General features: G+C 33.5%; 13 protein-coding genes. 12 read left to right on the forward strand and 1 reads right to left on the reverse strand.

Going from position 1 to position 15,908, the window contains the following annotated elements:
• Positions 1 to 708: 708 nt before the first annotated feature.
• From ACXIHB_RS03490 to argH, 9 genes are all read left to right on the forward strand, one after another.
• Entirely contained in the window at positions 709 to 1,341 is a 633-nt protein-coding gene (locus ACXIHB_RS03490) for a GNAT family N-acetyltransferase (RefSeq protein ID WP_462098913.1), read from the forward strand.
• Positions 1,316 to 2,494 (forward strand): argininosuccinate synthase, encoded by a 1,179-nt coding sequence (argG, locus tag ACXIHB_RS03495; RefSeq protein ID WP_462098914.1) that lies wholly within the window; start codon positions 1,316 to 1,318, stop codon positions 2,492 to 2,494. The genes ACXIHB_RS03490 and argG overlap by 26 nt, the downstream gene beginning before the upstream one ends.
• A 139-nt stretch (positions 2,495 to 2,633) precedes the next feature.
• A complete protein-coding gene (argC, locus tag ACXIHB_RS03500; protein ID WP_462098915.1) occupies positions 2,634 to 3,611 on the forward strand; it encodes an N-acetyl-gamma-glutamyl-phosphate reductase in 978 nt (325 codons plus the stop codon).
• Between the two features lie 10 nt (positions 3,612 to 3,621).
• A complete protein-coding gene (gene proC, locus ACXIHB_RS03505; protein WP_462098916.1) occupies positions 3,622 to 4,431 on the forward strand; it encodes a pyrroline-5-carboxylate reductase in 810 nt (269 codons plus the stop codon).
• Positions 4,418 to 5,545, forward strand: coding sequence for an aspartate aminotransferase family protein (locus tag ACXIHB_RS03510; protein ID WP_462098917.1), 1,128 nt, complete (start codon positions 4,418 to 4,420; stop codon positions 5,543 to 5,545). The genes proC and ACXIHB_RS03510 overlap by 14 nt, the downstream gene beginning before the upstream one ends.
• Positions 5,542 to 6,480, forward strand: coding sequence for a Rossmann-fold NAD(P)-binding domain-containing protein (locus ACXIHB_RS03515; protein WP_462098918.1), 939 nt, complete (start codon positions 5,542 to 5,544; stop codon positions 6,478 to 6,480). Before ACXIHB_RS03510 ends, ACXIHB_RS03515 begins: the two co-directional genes overlap by 4 nt.
• A gap of 318 nt (positions 6,481 to 6,798) precedes the next feature.
• A complete protein-coding gene (gene argB, locus ACXIHB_RS03520) occupies positions 6,799 to 7,578 on the forward strand; it encodes an acetylglutamate kinase (protein ID WP_462098919.1) in 780 nt (259 codons plus the stop codon).
• On the forward strand, positions 7,575 to 8,648 hold the full coding sequence (locus ACXIHB_RS03525) for a M20 family metallo-hydrolase (RefSeq protein WP_462098920.1): 1,074 nt from the start codon (positions 7,575 to 7,577) through the stop codon (positions 8,646 to 8,648). Before argB ends, ACXIHB_RS03525 begins: the two co-directional genes overlap by 4 nt.
• Before the next feature lie 431 nt (positions 8,649 to 9,079).
• A complete protein-coding gene (gene argH / locus ACXIHB_RS03530) occupies positions 9,080 to 10,351 on the forward strand; it encodes an argininosuccinate lyase (RefSeq protein ID WP_462098921.1) in 1,272 nt (423 codons plus the stop codon).
• A 390-nt stretch (positions 10,352 to 10,741) separates the two neighbouring features.
• Here the strand turns inward: argH and ACXIHB_RS03535 are convergent, their stop codons facing one another.
• Positions 10,742 to 12,415 (reverse strand): hypothetical protein, encoded by a 1,674-nt coding sequence (locus ACXIHB_RS03535; protein WP_462098922.1) that lies wholly within the window; start codon positions 12,413 to 12,415, stop codon positions 10,742 to 10,744.
• 277 nt (positions 12,416 to 12,692) lie between these two features.
• On the opposite strand from ACXIHB_RS03535, the gene ACXIHB_RS03540 reads away from it, so the two are divergent.
• The 3 genes from ACXIHB_RS03540 (at position 12,693) to ACXIHB_RS03550 (ending at position 15,527) form a co-directional block, all read left to right on the forward strand.
• Entirely contained in the window at positions 12,693 to 13,535 is an 843-nt protein-coding gene (locus ACXIHB_RS03540; RefSeq protein ID WP_462098923.1) for a DUF3825 domain-containing protein, read from the forward strand.
• 148 nt (positions 13,536 to 13,683) lie between these two features.
• Entirely contained in the window at positions 13,684 to 14,802 is a 1,119-nt protein-coding gene (tcmP, locus tag ACXIHB_RS03545) for a three-Cys-motif partner protein TcmP (RefSeq protein WP_462098924.1), read from the forward strand.
• Positions 14,802 to 15,527: a DUF5131 family protein gene (locus ACXIHB_RS03550; protein WP_462098925.1), complete on the forward strand. Its 726-nt coding sequence runs from the start codon at positions 14,802 to 14,804 to the stop codon at positions 15,525 to 15,527. The genes tcmP and ACXIHB_RS03550 overlap by 1 nt, the downstream gene beginning before the upstream one ends.
• The last annotated feature ends 381 nt before the right edge of the window (positions 15,528 to 15,908 follow it).

Below are 15,908 nucleotides of genomic sequence, written 5' to 3' on the forward strand. Positions count from 1 at the left end.
AGGCAATAACTATCTGTATCAACTCGGTGGAGAGCTAATAATGACAATAATAATTACCACGATGTTAAAAATTTGATTCATGTTTTTTGCAACTAAAAAAGGCTTCCTAAATTTAGGAAGCCTTCTTGATTAATTTATATGTTAAATATTAAATACCGCTTCCCTATCCTTGTGAAATAATCACAATGACAATAATAATAGAAATGATATTTAATATTTGTTTTTTCATCTGATATCACAAATATTTGAAATTATTTTTTAGTTATCCTAATATTTTTTTGATTTTTTTATTTCTCCCCTTAAAAACACACCTCCTAACCCACTGTTTTACTTAACATTATAAAAGTTTTTATTTTTTATTTAGCATTTATCAAAATTTATTTTATAGATTTGTGCCGTTATGCAAACAAATAAAATATACAACTATATACCCAGTTTTTTAGTGCGGTCTTTCAACCGACGCTAGTCTTCCTTTTGTCCTAAACTGAGTATTGTATAATTTTATTTTCATTCTTTTGATTTCTATAATCTACATTTTTATATCGTTATTAACTCTTGTTATTGTTTTCAATAACATTACTGTTGTACGACCTATTTTTATCCGACGTCGCCCGTAAGGGTGCTACTTCTTTTGGGAACCTAGGTGCGTCCGGTTCTTCTTTTCAAACCACCGATTTTTAACAAAATGTTTATCTAAAATCAATTTCAATGAGAGTTGTTATTGCTGATCAATCGCATAGTAAGTATGCTGAAATTATTTGTCAAACTATTGACGAAGCTGCTCTGGTTAGAGGCACAGGAATTGCCAAAAGAAAACCAGAATACATCATTACAAAGCTAGAAAATGGTAACGCTGTTATTGCCTTAGATGGCGATCAATTTGCTGGCTTTTGTTATATCGAAGCCTGGAGTCATGGCAAATTTGTAGCCAATTCTGGGTTGATTGTTCACCCAAACTATAGAGGTATTGGCTTAGCCAAACAAATTAAGAAAGTAGTTTTTGAGCATTCTAAAGCTAAATTTCCTAATGCTAAGATATTTAGTATTACTACTGGTTTGGCGGTTATGAAACTCAACAGCGAATTAGGCTATCAACCTGTTACTTTTTCTGAACTTACAGAAGATCAGTCTTTTTGGAATGGTTGTCAGACTTGTAAAAATTACGATGTCTTGCAACGTACACAGCAAAAAATGTGTTTGTGTACCGGTATGTTATTCGATCCTAACAAAAAACCTCAAAACATAAAAGTAAAAGCCAAAGTCTTTCAAAGACTCAAAAGAATTAAGGAAACCATCTTCCTAAAAAAGACAAAAAATGAAAAAATTAGTAATTGCTTATAGTGGCGGATTAGATACTTCGTACTGTGCGGTAAGCTTATCAAAACAAGGATATGAAGTTCATGCAATTAGCGTGAATACTGGCGGATTTTCTTCCGAAGAAATTAAAAAGATTGAACACAACGCTTACACAATGGGTGTGACTACCTATAAAAATATCAATGCCGTAACTGATTATTACGATAAAGTAATTAAGTACTTAATTTTTGGTAACGTGTTAAAAAACAATACGTATCCACTTTCGGTAAGTGCTGAAAGAATTATACAAGCTATAGAAATAGTAAACTATGCTAAGAGTATTGGTGCTAGTTATATTGCTCATGGTAGTACAGGTGCTGGAAACGATCAGGTGAGGTTTGATATGATTTTTCAAACTATTGCTCCTGAAATTGAAATCATCACACCTATAAGAGATTTACAACTTTCAAGACAGGAAGAAATTGAGTATTTAAAAAGTAACGGAATCGATTTGTCATGGGAAAAAGCTAAATATTCGGTTAACAAAGGTTTATGGGGAACCAGTGTGGGAGGTGAAGAAACTTTAACTTCAGAACATCCGTTACCAGAACACGCCTACCCTTCTCAAGTAACAAAAATAGTACCTGAACAAGTAAAGCTTTCTTTTGTAAAGGGTGAGTTAGTGGCCATTAATGATGACGAAAAAGCTCCTGTGCAAAATATTGAACAATTGAATGCCTTAGCTTCTAAATTCGGAATTGGTAGAGATATTCACGTGGGCGATACTATTGTAGGAATTAAAGGAAGAGTTGGTTTTGAAGCTGCTGCAGCGTTAATTACTATTAAAGCACATCACTTACTAGAGAAACACACCTTAACCAAGTGGCAATTACAACACAAAGAGTATTTAGCTAGCTTTTACGGGATGCACTTACATGAAGGTCAGTATTTAGATCCTGTAATGAGAGATATGGAAGCTTTTTTTGAGAACAGTCAGTCAAAAGTTACGGGTGATGTTTTTGTGACGCTAAAACCATATCATTTTACCTTAGATGGAATTGATTCTCCACATGATTTAATGAATGCCAAATTTGGTAGTTACGGTGAACTAAACAAAGGATGGACTGCTGAAGATGCGAAAGGTTTTATCAAAATCTTAGGAAATCAGAATAAAATATACCAACAAGTTAATCAGTAGACAGTAAACAGTGAGTGATTAACAATAAACAGATTGCCACGCTTCGCTCGAAATGACAAAAACGTCATCATGAGGAGTGATAACGACGTGATGATCTCATGAATGAAAACTCATTCTACTATTTAAAACAACAAACAATATGATACAAGTAGGAATCATCGGAGGTGCTGGTTATACAGCAGGAGAGTTAATTAGACTTTTATTACAACATCCAAAAGCTGCTATTAATTTTGTATATAGTACATCTAATGCCGGTAATAAAATAGCGAATGTCCATCAGGATTTAGTGGGGAGTACTGATTTAACATTCACCAATAAAATCAATGCTTCAGTAAATGTGCTGTTTTTATGCTTAGGGCATGGAAATTCTAAACAGTTTTTAGAAACACATCCCTTTTCAGAACACACAAAAATTATTGATTTAGGAAATGATTTTAGATTGGAAGCAGATAGTAATTTTCAAGAAAAAGAGTTTGTGTATGGTTTACCTGAGTTTCAAAAAGAAGCAATACAAAACGCTTCTTATATTGCAAATCCAGGGTGTTTTGCTACGGCTATTCAATTAGGATTGCTTCCACTGGCAGATGCAGGTTTATTACAAAATGATGTACATGTCAATGCGGTTACTGGTGCTACTGGAGCAGGTACTTCATTATCAGCAACCACGCATTTTACATGGAGAGATAATAATTTTTCCTATTACAAACCTTTTACCCATCAGCATTTAGGAGAAATCAGTCAGACCTTGCATACGCTTCAATCTAGTTTTGATTCAGAAGTATTATTTCTCCCTAACAGAGGAGATTTTTCCAGAGGTATTTATGCAACATTATACACAGATTTTGAAGGAAGTTTAGAAGAAGCACAACAACTGTATTCAGGCTACTATAAAGAGGCTCTTTTTACACACGTAGCTGATAATGAATTACACTTAAAACAGGTAGTAAACACCAACAAGTGTTTAATTCATTTGCATAAACACGGAGATAAGCTCCTCATAACAAGCATTATTGATAATTTATTAAAAGGAGCTTCTGGGCAAGCAGTCCAGAATATGAACCTAATGTTTCGTTTTCAAGAGAATACAGGATTACAACTAAAAGCAACATATTTTTAAAATAAAAGACATGAAAATAGCAATTATAGGTACAGGTAACTTAGGAAAATCGATCGCTAAAGGATTGATACAAAACAATTCGTTTTCTCAACTTTTCTTAACCAAGAGAAACATTGAAGAACTTGATGAGTTTAAAGAAGTACCCAACGTTTTTATTAGTTCTAATAACGAGGAAGCAATCACTGCATCTGATGTATTAATTTTTGCAGTACAACCAACACATTTAGAAACTATTTTAAAAGAAACTACTCCTCTATTATCAGACAACCATATTGTAATTTCTACAGTTGCTGGTTTTTCTATTGAAAAAATGGAAACTCTCATTGGTTCAGATACTACTATTATCAGAGCCATGCCTAATACTGCTATTGCCGTTGGAAAATCGATGACTTGTCTTAGTGGTAATACTCAAAAGAAGGAAGATTTAAAAATAGCTACAGACATTTTCAATCAGCTAGGAACTTCTATGATTATTCCTGAAGATCAAATGCAAGCAGCCACCGTAATATGTGCTAGTGGAATTGCTTTTTGGATGCGCTTAATACGGGCAACTACACAAGCCGCTATTCAGTTAGGTTTCGATGCAAAAGAAGCACAAGAACTCGCTATGCATACCAGTGAAGGTGCTGCCAACCTACTCATAGCCACAGGAAATCATCCTGAAGAAGAAATCGATAAAGTTACCACTCCAAAAGGCTGTACCATTGAAGGTTTAAATGAAATGGAACACAAAGGATTAAGTGCAGCTTTAATACAAGGAATGGTAGCCTCTTTTAATAAAATTAATATCATAAAAAAACACCATAATGAGTTTATTTAACGTATATCCTCTATTTGATATCACCCCAGTAACCGCCAACGATGTATATGTATACGACGATAAAGGCACAGAGTATCTAGATTTATATGGCGGTCATGCCGTAATCTCTATCGGGCACTCACACCCTACCTATGTAAAAAACATTAGCCAGCAGGTAGCTAAACTAGGTTTTTATAGCAACGCTATTCAGAATCCGTTACAAGTGGAGTTAGCCTCACAACTAGAAGACATATCGGGTTGTAAAGACTATCAACTATTCTTATGTAATTCTGGAGCTGAAGCCAATGAAAATGCTTTAAAACTAGCTTCTTTTCACACTGGTAAGCAGAAAATAATTGCTTTTAAGAATTCATTTCACGGACGTACTTCAGCTGCAGTAGCAGCAACTGACAATCCTAAGATTGTAGCGCCTATCAATGCGCAGCAAGAGGTTATTTTTTTAGAGTTTGAAGACTTGGAAGGTGTTGAAAAAGCTTTACAAGGCAACGATGTTTGTGCTATTATAATAGAAACCATTCAAGGTATTGGAGGATTAGAAGAAGCTTCTACAACTTTTTACCAAGGATTAGAAAACCTATGTAAACAATACAACACCTTACTTATTGCTGATGAAATTCAGTGCGGATTTGGTAGAACGGGTGATTTCTTTGCTTTTCAAAAACACGGCATTACTCCGCATATCATTTCCATGGCAAAGGGAATGGGAAACGGATTTCCTGTTGGCGGAATTTTAATTCATCCAAGTATTGAGGCTTCTTATGGTTTGTTAGGAACTACCTTTGGTGGTAATCACTTAGCCTGTGCTGCTTCCTTAGCAGTTATTGAAACCGTTAAAAAAGAGCAGTTGATGGAAAATGCACAGCAAATTGCTGCGTATTTTATGGAACAAGCAACTTTAATTCCGCAGATAACAACTGTAAAAGGAAGAGGCTTAATGTTAGGGTTAGAATTCGATTTTCCTATTGCTGACCTAAGAAAAAACCTAATATTCAAACATCACATTTTCACTGGAAGCGCTAAGAATCCTAACTTATTAAGAATCCTTCCACCATTAACCATTCAAAAGCAACATATCGATATGTTTTTTGAGTCTTTAAAAAAGGAACTGTCATGAAGAAATACACCAGCCTAAACGATATTGAAAACCTTTCAGGAACCATTCAAAAGGCAATTCAATTAAAAGAAAGTCCCTATCAGTTTGCTGATTTAGGACAACATAAAACCTTAGTCATGCTGTTCTTTAATGCTAGTTTACGTACAAGATTAAGTACCGAAAAAGCAGCTAAAAACTTAGGGATGCAAGTAAGTGTGTTAAACATTACCAACGCTTGGAATATGGAGTTTGAAGACGGTACTGTGATGAATTTAAGTACTTCAGAACATATTAAAGAGGCTGCCATGGTAATTTCTCAGTATGCTGATATCATTGCGGTAAGAGCTTTTCCTACGTTGAAAGATAAAGAAAAAGATACCTCTGAAATTATACTCAACAGTTTTGTAAAATATGCTACGGTGCCTGTTATCAATATGGAAAGTGCTACTGATCATCCGTTACAAGCTTTGGCAGATGCGATTACTATTATGGAAACTAAGAAAGTTGACAAACCTAAAGTTGTGTTGTCTTGGGCTCCACACCCCAAAGCATTACCACACTCAGTTGCCAATGCTTTTATACACCTCATGCACAACATGGATGTAGAGTTTGTTATAACGCATCCCGAAGGGTACGAGCTAGATTCTGAAATTACAAAAGAGTTTCCTATCGAATACAATCAAGAGAAAGCTTTTGAAAATGCCGACTTTATCTATGCCAAAAACTGGAGTTCATTTAATGAATATGGTAAAACACTAAATGAAGACCCTAAGTGGATGATTACTCAGGAAAAACTAGGCGCTGCTAAATTTATGCACTGCTTACCTATTAGAAGAAATGTGGTAGCGGAAGACGCTGTTTTAGATGGTGAAAATTCTCTTGTGATTGAACAAGCCAACAACAGAACCTTTGCTGCACAGATAGTACTAAAAGAGATTTTAATTCATTTAAGCTGAATTTAAATTTTGACTTGTCAGTTCGAGTGTCGACCGCAGGGAAATGTATCGAGAACTACTTGAAAACGTCTCGATACAATTTTTCTTCCTTTCAGTACGAAAAATCACTCGACGTGACATTAAATTAAAAGATAATTGAAATATGAAAACTGTCTGTATAAAGAAATAACGAGTGAAAAAGCGAAAATGCTAAGCGTAACTTTAAGCATGAAGCTTTGAAAATGAGTGGTGCGTAGCAATTTCCTCTTTACTGACTTGATTTTTTGGTTCGTTTTTTATCAAGAAAAAATGAACAATAAATTAAACTTAAAACTAAAAATGAAAACTATAAAGATTGTAAAAATAGGTGGAAACATCATTAATAATGAAAAAACTTTGAACAACTTCTTAGCTAATTTCGCTCAGTTAAAAGAACCTAAAGTATTGGTACATGGTGGAGGTAAACTAGCTTCTGAATTGGCTAAACAGTTGAATATTCCTGTGACGATGATTGATGGCAGACGTGTAACCGATACGCAAACTTTAGATTTGATTACTATGGTATATGCAGGTAAAATCAACAAGCAAATTGTTGCGCAGTTACAAGCGCATAACGCCAACGCTATAGGTTTTACAGGAGCGGATGGAAATACTATTGTATCAACCAAACGTCCTGCTGAACCTATAGATTACGGATTTGCAGGCGACGTTGTTACCGTAAATCCGCAAGTACTAACCGTATTAATTAATAACGAAGTAACGCCTGTGTTTTGTGCCATTACGCACGATGCTAACGGACAGTTATTGAACACAAATGCAGACACCATAGCCTCAGAAATTGCTATAGGTCTCTCTGCTCATTTTAGTACAGAACTATATTACTGTTTTGAAAAATCAGGAGTGCTAAGTGATGTAACCGATGACAACTCTATTATCGAACAAATCACTTCAGAATCCTACACGCAATTAAAAGCTGACGGAGTCATATTTGAAGGAATGCTTCCTAAGTTAGACAATTGCTTTCATGCCCTAAAAAACAATGTTCAAAAAGTACACATAGGCAATACAGCTATGGTATTTAACTCAAAAAACAAACACACCTCATTACAACTATCATGATACAAAGACTTACCACAAAAGCCATCAATCTGTTAAAAAACCTAATAGAAACACCATCTTTTTCTTCGGAAGAAGATGCTACTGCCCTACTGCTAGAAAACTGGTTTAAAGAGTATGATATTCCATACACTAGAACTCAGAACAATGTGTGGTCGGTAAACAAACATTTTGATGCTAACAAACCTACGTTATTACTCAACTCGCACCACGATACCGTAAAACCTAATAACGGCTATACCAAAGATCCTTTTAAAGCGATTGTGGAAGAAGGAAAACTCTATGGTTTGGGAAGTAACGATGCGGGAGGCTGTTTGGTATCATTACTAGCAACCTATACCTATTTCTATCAAAAAGAAAACTTAGCGTATAATTTGGTATTTGCAGGAACTGCCGAAGAAGAAAGCAGCGGTCCTAACGGTTTAAACGGATTACTAAAAACCTTACCAAAGATTGATGTAGCCATCGTAGGAGAGCCTACTTTAATGAATTTAGCTATTGCTGAAAAAGGCTTGGTCGTTTTTGATGCTGAGGTAAAAGGAACCCCAAGTCATGCCGCACATCCGAATCACGACAATGCTATTTACAACACCATTAAAGTATTGCAGTGGTTTAAAGAAGTATCGTTTGAAAAAACTTCGGAAACCTTAGGTAAGGTTAAGTTAACAGTAACACAAATTAATGCAGGGAAACAACACAATGCTGTTCCTTCTGAAGTAAAATTAGTGGTCGATGTTCGTGTAAACGATCAATATACCAATCAGGAAATCAGTGACTTTTTACAAGAACACGCACCTTGTAAGATACAACCACGCAGCTTGAATTTGAACTCGTCATCAATACCAAAAGAACATCCATTAGTACAAGCAGGTATTGCTTTAGGAAGAAAAACCTATGGTTCTCCTACCCTATCTGACCAAGCAGTGTTGAGTTGTCCGTCGTTAAAATTAGGACCTGGTGATAGTACCCGCTCACACACCGCTGATGAGTTTATTTACCTTCAAGAAATTGAGGAAGGGATTGAGTTGTATATAGAATTATTAGAGAAAGTATTAAAAGGAGTTAAGAATTAGCTACTGTACACATGTCAGTTCGAGTGATTTTTATTGAGTATTAGCGAAGTAAAAATTGTATCGAGAACTATTCGAAAACTTCTCGATACAAAATTATTTTTATTTCATTTCAATAATTTTACTCGAAGTGACACTGGATGATAAAAAGAATATAGAAAAAGAGAATAGAACAAAGACCTATAAACAAGTCTCAGCTCTAACAGCAAAGCGGTCTATTCTCTTGGCTCTAAAAACAATCGTCATTCCGAACGATAGAGAGAAACTGTAAGGTTCAGCGTAGCTAAATCTCATTAAAAAGAGTAACTCATAAGTTTGAGACCTCTCACATACGTTCGAGGTGACAAACAAACAATGAGAATTTTGTTAGTTATAGTGTTTAACACTCAATACTAACTTCTCAATACTCAGTACTAATTAAAAAACATAAAAACATGAAACTTTGGGACAAAGGGTTATCCATAGATAAAAAAATAGAACATTTCACTGTTGGAAACGATAGAGAAATAGACATACACATTGCACCGTACGACTTGCAAGCATCATTAGCACATGCAAAAATGCTGGCTTCCATCTATATTATTACTTCGGAAGAATTAGCGCAAGTAACTGCTGGAATTACTACGCTACAACAACAAGTGGCAGAAGGTACTTTTATAATTGATGCTCAATTTGAAGATGTACATTCTAAAATTGAGTTCGAATTAACCAACATGTGCGGTGAAGTTGGTAAGAAAATTCATACCGCACGTTCAAGAAACGATCAGGTTTTAGTAGCGTTACAATTGTATTATAAAGACAATTTACAGTTGATTTCTGATAAAACGAAAACGTTATTCAATACATTATTACAGTTAGCAGAAGAACATAAAACCAAGTTATTACCAGGCTACACCCACTTACAAGTGGCAATGCCTTCTTCTTTCGGATTATGGTTTTCTGCGTATGCTGAATTACTAATTGACGATTTGTACATGGTTAATGCAGCGCTAAAAACGGTAGATCAAAATCCGTTAGGTTCTGCTGCAGGATATGGAAGTTCTTTCCCAATCGATAGAGAATTCACCACTAAAGAACTAGGTTTTGAAACCTTAAAATACAATGTGGTGGCAGCACAAATGAGTAGAGGAAAAAGTGAGCGTACCCTTACCATGGCGTTGGGTAGTGTGAGTAATACACTAGCTCGTTTTGCCATGGATATCTGCCTGTATATGAGTCAGAATTTTGATTTTATCTCTTTTCCTGATGAATTAACTACAGGTAGTAGTATTATGCCGCATAAAAAGAATCCTGATGTATTTGAATTGATTAGAGGAAAGTGTAATAAGATTCAAGCGTTGTATACCGAAACCTTATTAATCACCAACAATTTACCAAGTGGATATCATAGAGATTATCAGTTATTAAAAGAAAATATCATCAATGCCTTTGAAGAGTTAAAAGATGTTCTAGATATTTTTGATTACGCTATTCAGCAAGTTATTGTAAAAGATATTGACTTACAGGATGAGAAATACAAATATCTATTTACAGTAGACAATATGAATACCTTGGTAGAAAATGGTATGAGTTTTAGAGAAGCTTATCAAAAAATTGGTGGCGAAGTTGTTAACGGTACATATACACCCGATACTTCTAAAAAACATACGCATGTGGGTAGTATTGATAATTTGTGTTTGGATAAAATACGTGAGAAGCTTGGTTAGTGGTAAATACTAAAAAAAGTCGTCATTACGAGGAGGATACGACGAAGTAATCTGTAAGTAGTTAACTCAAAACTTAGAGATTGCTTCGTTTTAGCCTGTCTTGAGCAACAGTCGAAAGGCTCGCAATGACGATACTTAATTATAACAATTACACCTCTAATCAGTCTATACTCTAACAGCGAAGCGGTCTTTTATCTTGGTTCTAAGTTATCTGTCATTCCGAACGAGGCACGAGGAGAAACCTTGTTAAAAGGAGTAACTTATAACCTTAAGACCTCTCACATAGGTTCGAGGTGACACCATGAAATTAGAATTTTGTTAGATTTTAATAGAACTCATAAAACTGTTATATAAAAAGAGGTTATTCTTAACAAATAACCTCTTTTTACTTTATTTCTTTACTGTTCTAGAGCCTATGGAGAACTTATATCCAAATTGAAATTGGTAAAAAGCCTCATCACTTTCGTTTCCTTTGTAATTATAGGTTACTAACCTTGCAAAAATAGCTTGATTTGGGTTTTTGTTAGGGTGATAAAACACTTCTGCTTGATTCTTTACTACAGGTACTTTAAAGTCCAAATCTATTGTGCTAGACCCGTTATAGCTTTTATAATCAAACCAGTGAAGTCCTAATTTATAATTGAAACCGAAGTTGTTAAATCGTTTTGATGATAAGCTTATTCCTCCTCCATAACTCAATGCTTTTAGGTTTTCTACTCCTTGGGTGTCGTTTTGAACTCTTGTTAGATTATAGTCTATCGTACCAAAAAAGTTCATTTTCATAGGGTAGTTTTTTTGATATATTTCTAAAAGGTTTACTTCTCCACCTACGGTTAAAAAGCGTTTTTCTACCAAGTCTAACGTATTTCCTATTACACCACCTGTTGCGGTAACTAAACCTTTGTCTTCTTCAAACTTAGCATAGTGTACATAAGGTGTAATTGATTTTAAAAACTCAAACTGCATTGAAGAACTAAAGATTTGCCTTGAAAAAGGAAATACATAAAACTTTGCGCTTCCTTCTAACTGCACCAATCCGTTGTCAGACTCTCCAAAGAGTGCTAAAAAGTCGGTATAAGCACGTAGTTCTACTATTTTATCTAAGTAAGTATCTTGTTTTATTTGATAAGTTGCTGGGGCTGTTAAGTTGGTTTTGTTTCCATCAATATCTTCTTTAGGCAGTTCTAACGTTAAGTCATGAGGGATGTAGTTGTTTCCTATTTTATACTTATACATTAGTACATCACTTAAACGAATACGAAGGTTTTCAAACTCTTTTTCATCAACGTTGGTTGTTGGTTGTTTTTGTGAGTAAAAAAGATAGTTTTTAGATGCCCAATATCCATATCGTAAAAAGCTTACCCCTACATAGTTTTCAAACAATAGTAAACTTCCCTTATATTCTACCAATACCTGAATATCAGCTAAGCTACCATCGCGAATTTCAATATCTATCTTTTTAAACCTATACTTTAATGTATCTTGACGATCTTCATCATTATTATAAAAACAAAATTCTTGTCCTTCTTTAGGTATGGTAATATCTCCAAAATAAGTTTCTTGGTTTACTTGTTTTAATACCTGATTGAATACCTTTTTCTCTCTAGAAGTCTTCTCAGCTCCGTTAATATCTTCACTAATAATTATATTTTCATTAAAATAACTATAGGTTACAGGTTCTTCTACCGTTTCTTCTTGTTCAGCTTCTTTGGCTATGGTTTCTCGTGTAGGTGGTTCTTTATAAGGAAACCAACTAGCTATTGAATCTGCAGGAATGTTGGTACACACGTTTTTATAGCTAGTAAACTTAGCATAGGTAAGGTTTAGTGAATCTATATACGCTTTTCTATCCTTAATTAAAGTACTAAGCTTGTCTAAGCTTTCTTGGGTAATCGACTTTTTGGTTTCTGCTATTTCTTGCTTCTTTTCTTCTAGTGTTTTGTTGTAGTTTTCGTAGGCACTACGCAACTTTTTTATTTCAAGTTCACAGTTAATAGTTTGTGTTTGTCCGTTAATGCATAGCACATAAAAAAAGAGTGCTAAGCAAGTGCTTAGGGTTTTCATAATATTTATAAAGTTTAGTTTGTTGGTTGTTGTTATACGCAACTATACTCGTTTTTATGTTGGTAGTACAACATGTATTAAAACACTATATAACTGCGTGTTAACATTTTAAAAGTAGTAAAATATCATTAGTAATAACAACTATTATGTTATTAAATGGTAATTATATGTGTAATAATGTATGTTTTGCGGATAACCGCAATTTGGGTTGCGGAAAACCGTAGAAATGAGTGAGATAGTTATAATATTTTTACTAATCAACCAAAATAAATTAACAATGAATTATAAATCTCTTTCAAAAAGATACAAAGACCAAAACCCAAGAGAAATCTTTGCCCATTTCCCTTACAATGGACAAGCTGGTGAATCTTGGGAAGAACCTTATAAAAAGTTAGCTAACATAGCTAAAAAAGAAGACTGGTCATATCATAGACCTGAATTTGTCAATCAATACCAGTATCAATCCTATCCTATTCTTACTAATTACTTAAATTATACCTTTCTAAGACTCCAAGAGGAAAGTAAAATAATGTTATCTGGTGATGGTGATAAAGCTTGCTTTAACACAGGTCTACAAACACCAAGAGGGAAAGATATTTTTGCAACTTTTTTTAAAAATAAAGAAGCTGAACAAAGAAATCAACCTGATTGGACATTATACTCATTTGTAGATTCTTACTCAACAAAATTAGAACCTTTTACTCCTCTACCAGATTTAGCTAACTACATCTTTAATGTAAATGACTTAGTCTTTAATACCTCCTATGATATTGAACCTAATTTAGATCATTTTTTAAAACATAATGAGTCTAGACTTCCTGAGGTTTTACAGGGAAATATAAAAATGGCTGAGAATGTAATTAATGGAGAATTGCAAACTTTAAAAGATAAAATAAGAAGAAATTATAAAATAGCTATACCTCACTGGTATGAAGAAAAAATTCAACTATTACTACCTCTAGTTCTTACTAATGATGAAGGCGCAGCTGACTTAGCTTTAGTAGTAGATAGAGATGATAAAAGAAAAATTTATAGAGGCAAGACAATTTTAACAATGGATATGGCTTATGTAGATGCAAGATTAATAACAAAGCCTGCTGATGATTGGTTAAATCCTTAAAAAACCTCAACTAATATAAACACATCTATTTTATATCAACCTATTAATCAGACTTCAACACTGGTTAAAAGTTCGTATCTTTTACACAACTCATAAAATACAAGTATTACTTACAGATTAAAAAGAAAAAGATAATACAATTAATTAAATGAAAAACACATTATCAAAAACACATCTACTAAATCATTCCGAGGCTAAGGTTAAATTATTTGGAAGTTATATTCAAAAGTATTTGAATATTATTTGTAATGATGGTTATACTCAGACCATTCATTTATTTGATTTATTTAGCGGACCAGGAATATATAAAGATGGAGGCGAAGGAAGTCCCATAATTGCTCTACGAAAAGTTAAGAGTACCCATTTCAATTTTATAGCCAATAAACATGAAAAAACTCCAAAGATTAACTGTCATTTCAACGATATCGATAAAGCTAAAATCTCTGACTTACAAAATAATATTTCAAACAAGAAATTATACTACAAAAGTTATGGTAACTTAAAATTGACTTCTAAAGACTATCTTCATTTAGTCGAAGAACTTCCTAAAGAATTAAAGGAGTTTAAAGATGAAAAAGCTTTTATTTTTATTGACCCTTATGGTTACAAAGAAATCAAAGCCAAACATATTTTAAGTCTTTTGGATTGTAATAGAAAATCAGAAGTGCTTTTATGGCTCCCAATACAATTCATGTATAGGTTTTCAAAAAATGGTACTCCTAGTGTTCTTGATTCATTCAACAAACAACTTAAGATTGATAAAAGTAAGTTAAGCAATGAATGGGAATATATAAGAGCTCTTAAAATGGGGTTTCAATCTTTTTTAGGTAAGAATTTTTTTGTTGATAGTTTTTCTCTTAAAAAAGAGGAAAACACGGTCTTTTGTTTATTTTTCTTTAGCTCACATATAAGAGGCTATGAAAAAATGTTGGAAACTAAATGGGAAATAGATACTGAACAGGGTAAAGGATGGGTTTATAATGGAAATCAACCAACATTATTTTCCTCAATGAAAACAAACGATCTTGAAGACTATATTAAATCATACTTAAAAGCTAAGTCTAGAAAAAATGGAGAAATATATGAATATACCCTCCGAAATGGTTTTTTACCCACTCATGCAACACAAATTTTAAAAGAACTTCAAAGGAAAGGTATGATAGAAGTACAAAAAAAAGATAATAAAAAAGCCAGAAAAGGTAGTTTTTATGTTAATTATAAAGATTATAAGAATAACTTTGATAAAATAAAAATTAGCATAAAGTAATGGCTCAATCAACTATAGAATGGACAGAAATGACTTGGAACCCAACAACTGGTTGTACCAAGGTTTCTCAAGGATGTAAATTTTGTTATGCAGAAATTATGTCCAAAAGACTTCAAGCTATGGGAGTTGATAAGTATAAAGATAACTTTGAAGTTAGAACTCATGAAGACTCTTTAAAGACACCATACACTTGGAAAAAATCTAAAGTAGTATTTGTTAACTCTATGAGTGATTTATTTCACGAAAAAATCCCCCTTGAATTCATAAAAAAAGTGTTTAAGGTAATGAATGAAAACCCTCAACACATATTTCAAGTATTAACCAAGAGAGCAGAAAGACTTTTAGAAGTACATAATGAATTAAAATGGTCTCATAATATCTGGATGGGAGTTTCTGTAGAAAACCAAAAAGTAGAAAGTAGAATCGATTATTTAAGAAAAACTAATGCTAGAGTAAAGTTTTTATCTCTTGAACCATTAATTGGAGCCCTGCCTAATATTAACTTAGATAAAATTGATTGGGTTATTGTAGGAGGTGAAAGTGGACATAATCCAAGACCTATGGATGCAGACTGGGTTATTGATATACAAGAACAATGTGAAAAAAAGGATGTTGCTTTCTTCTTCAAACAATGGGGAGGGAAAAATAAAAAGAAAAATGGAAGAGTTCTAAACGGTAGAACTTATGATCAAATGCCCGAATTAGAACTTCAACTCAGCGTTTAAGCACTTTCTTTAATAATTAAAAGAAATAGTATTAATAATATTGATATACGCGGATTCCACATCCGCGTTTTCTTTTTCCATACCTCCCCTACACTTCCTAAAACGTTAAAAAACTCATAAAGTCAGAGAGTTAAAACGAAAAAAAACTATTTTAGTGTCAGCTATAAAAATTGTTTGTAAAAGTAAATTGCTATCTCTTATTACTATTCAATCACATTCAATTTTACAACATCTTTACGAAGTTAATGCTATTAAGGTACACTTGTACCTGACTATTTGGTGATGAATAACACCAAGGTTAGTAATTGTTTTGGCATATATTGGTTATTGCTCCAATATGCTAGCTGTTACTACCCAAAAAAGGATTCAAATGAAAAAGTA

It is taken from the genome of Tenacibaculum sp. IMCC1 (assembly GCF_054906355.1).

Bases quoted from the DNA above. Each gene is read 5' to 3' on its own strand.
- ACXIHB_RS03490 (WP_462098913.1), top strand. From the start codon at position 709: ATGAGAGTTGTTATTGCTGATCAATCGCATAGTAAGTATGCTGAAATT.
- argG (WP_462098914.1), top strand. From the start codon at position 1,316: ATGAAAAAATTAGTAATTGCTTATAGTGGCGGATTAGATACTTCGTAC.
- argC (WP_462098915.1), top strand. From the start codon at position 2,634: ATGATACAAGTAGGAATCATCGGAGGTGCTGGTTATACAGCAGGAGAG.
- proC (WP_462098916.1), top strand. From the start codon at position 3,622: ATGAAAATAGCAATTATAGGTACAGGTAACTTAGGAAAATCGATCGCT.
- ACXIHB_RS03510 (WP_462098917.1), top strand. From the start codon at position 4,418: ATGAGTTTATTTAACGTATATCCTCTATTTGATATCACCCCAGTAACC.
- ACXIHB_RS03515 (WP_462098918.1), top strand. From the start codon at position 5,542: ATGAAGAAATACACCAGCCTAAACGATATTGAAAACCTTTCAGGAACC.
- argB (WP_462098919.1), top strand. From the start codon at position 6,799: ATGAAAACTATAAAGATTGTAAAAATAGGTGGAAACATCATTAATAAT.
- ACXIHB_RS03525 (WP_462098920.1), top strand. From the start codon at position 7,575: ATGATACAAAGACTTACCACAAAAGCCATCAATCTGTTAAAAAACCTA.
- argH (WP_462098921.1), top strand. From the start codon at position 9,080: ATGAAACTTTGGGACAAAGGGTTATCCATAGATAAAAAAATAGAACAT.
- ACXIHB_RS03535 (WP_462098922.1), bottom strand. From the start codon at position 12,415: ATGAAAACCCTAAGCACTTGCTTAGCACTCTTTTTTTATGTGCTATGC.
- ACXIHB_RS03540 (WP_462098923.1), top strand. From the start codon at position 12,693: ATGAATTATAAATCTCTTTCAAAAAGATACAAAGACCAAAACCCAAGA.
- tcmP (WP_462098924.1), top strand. From the start codon at position 13,684: ATGAAAAACACATTATCAAAAACACATCTACTAAATCATTCCGAGGCT.
- ACXIHB_RS03550 (WP_462098925.1), top strand. From the start codon at position 14,802: ATGGCTCAATCAACTATAGAATGGACAGAAATGACTTGGAACCCAACA.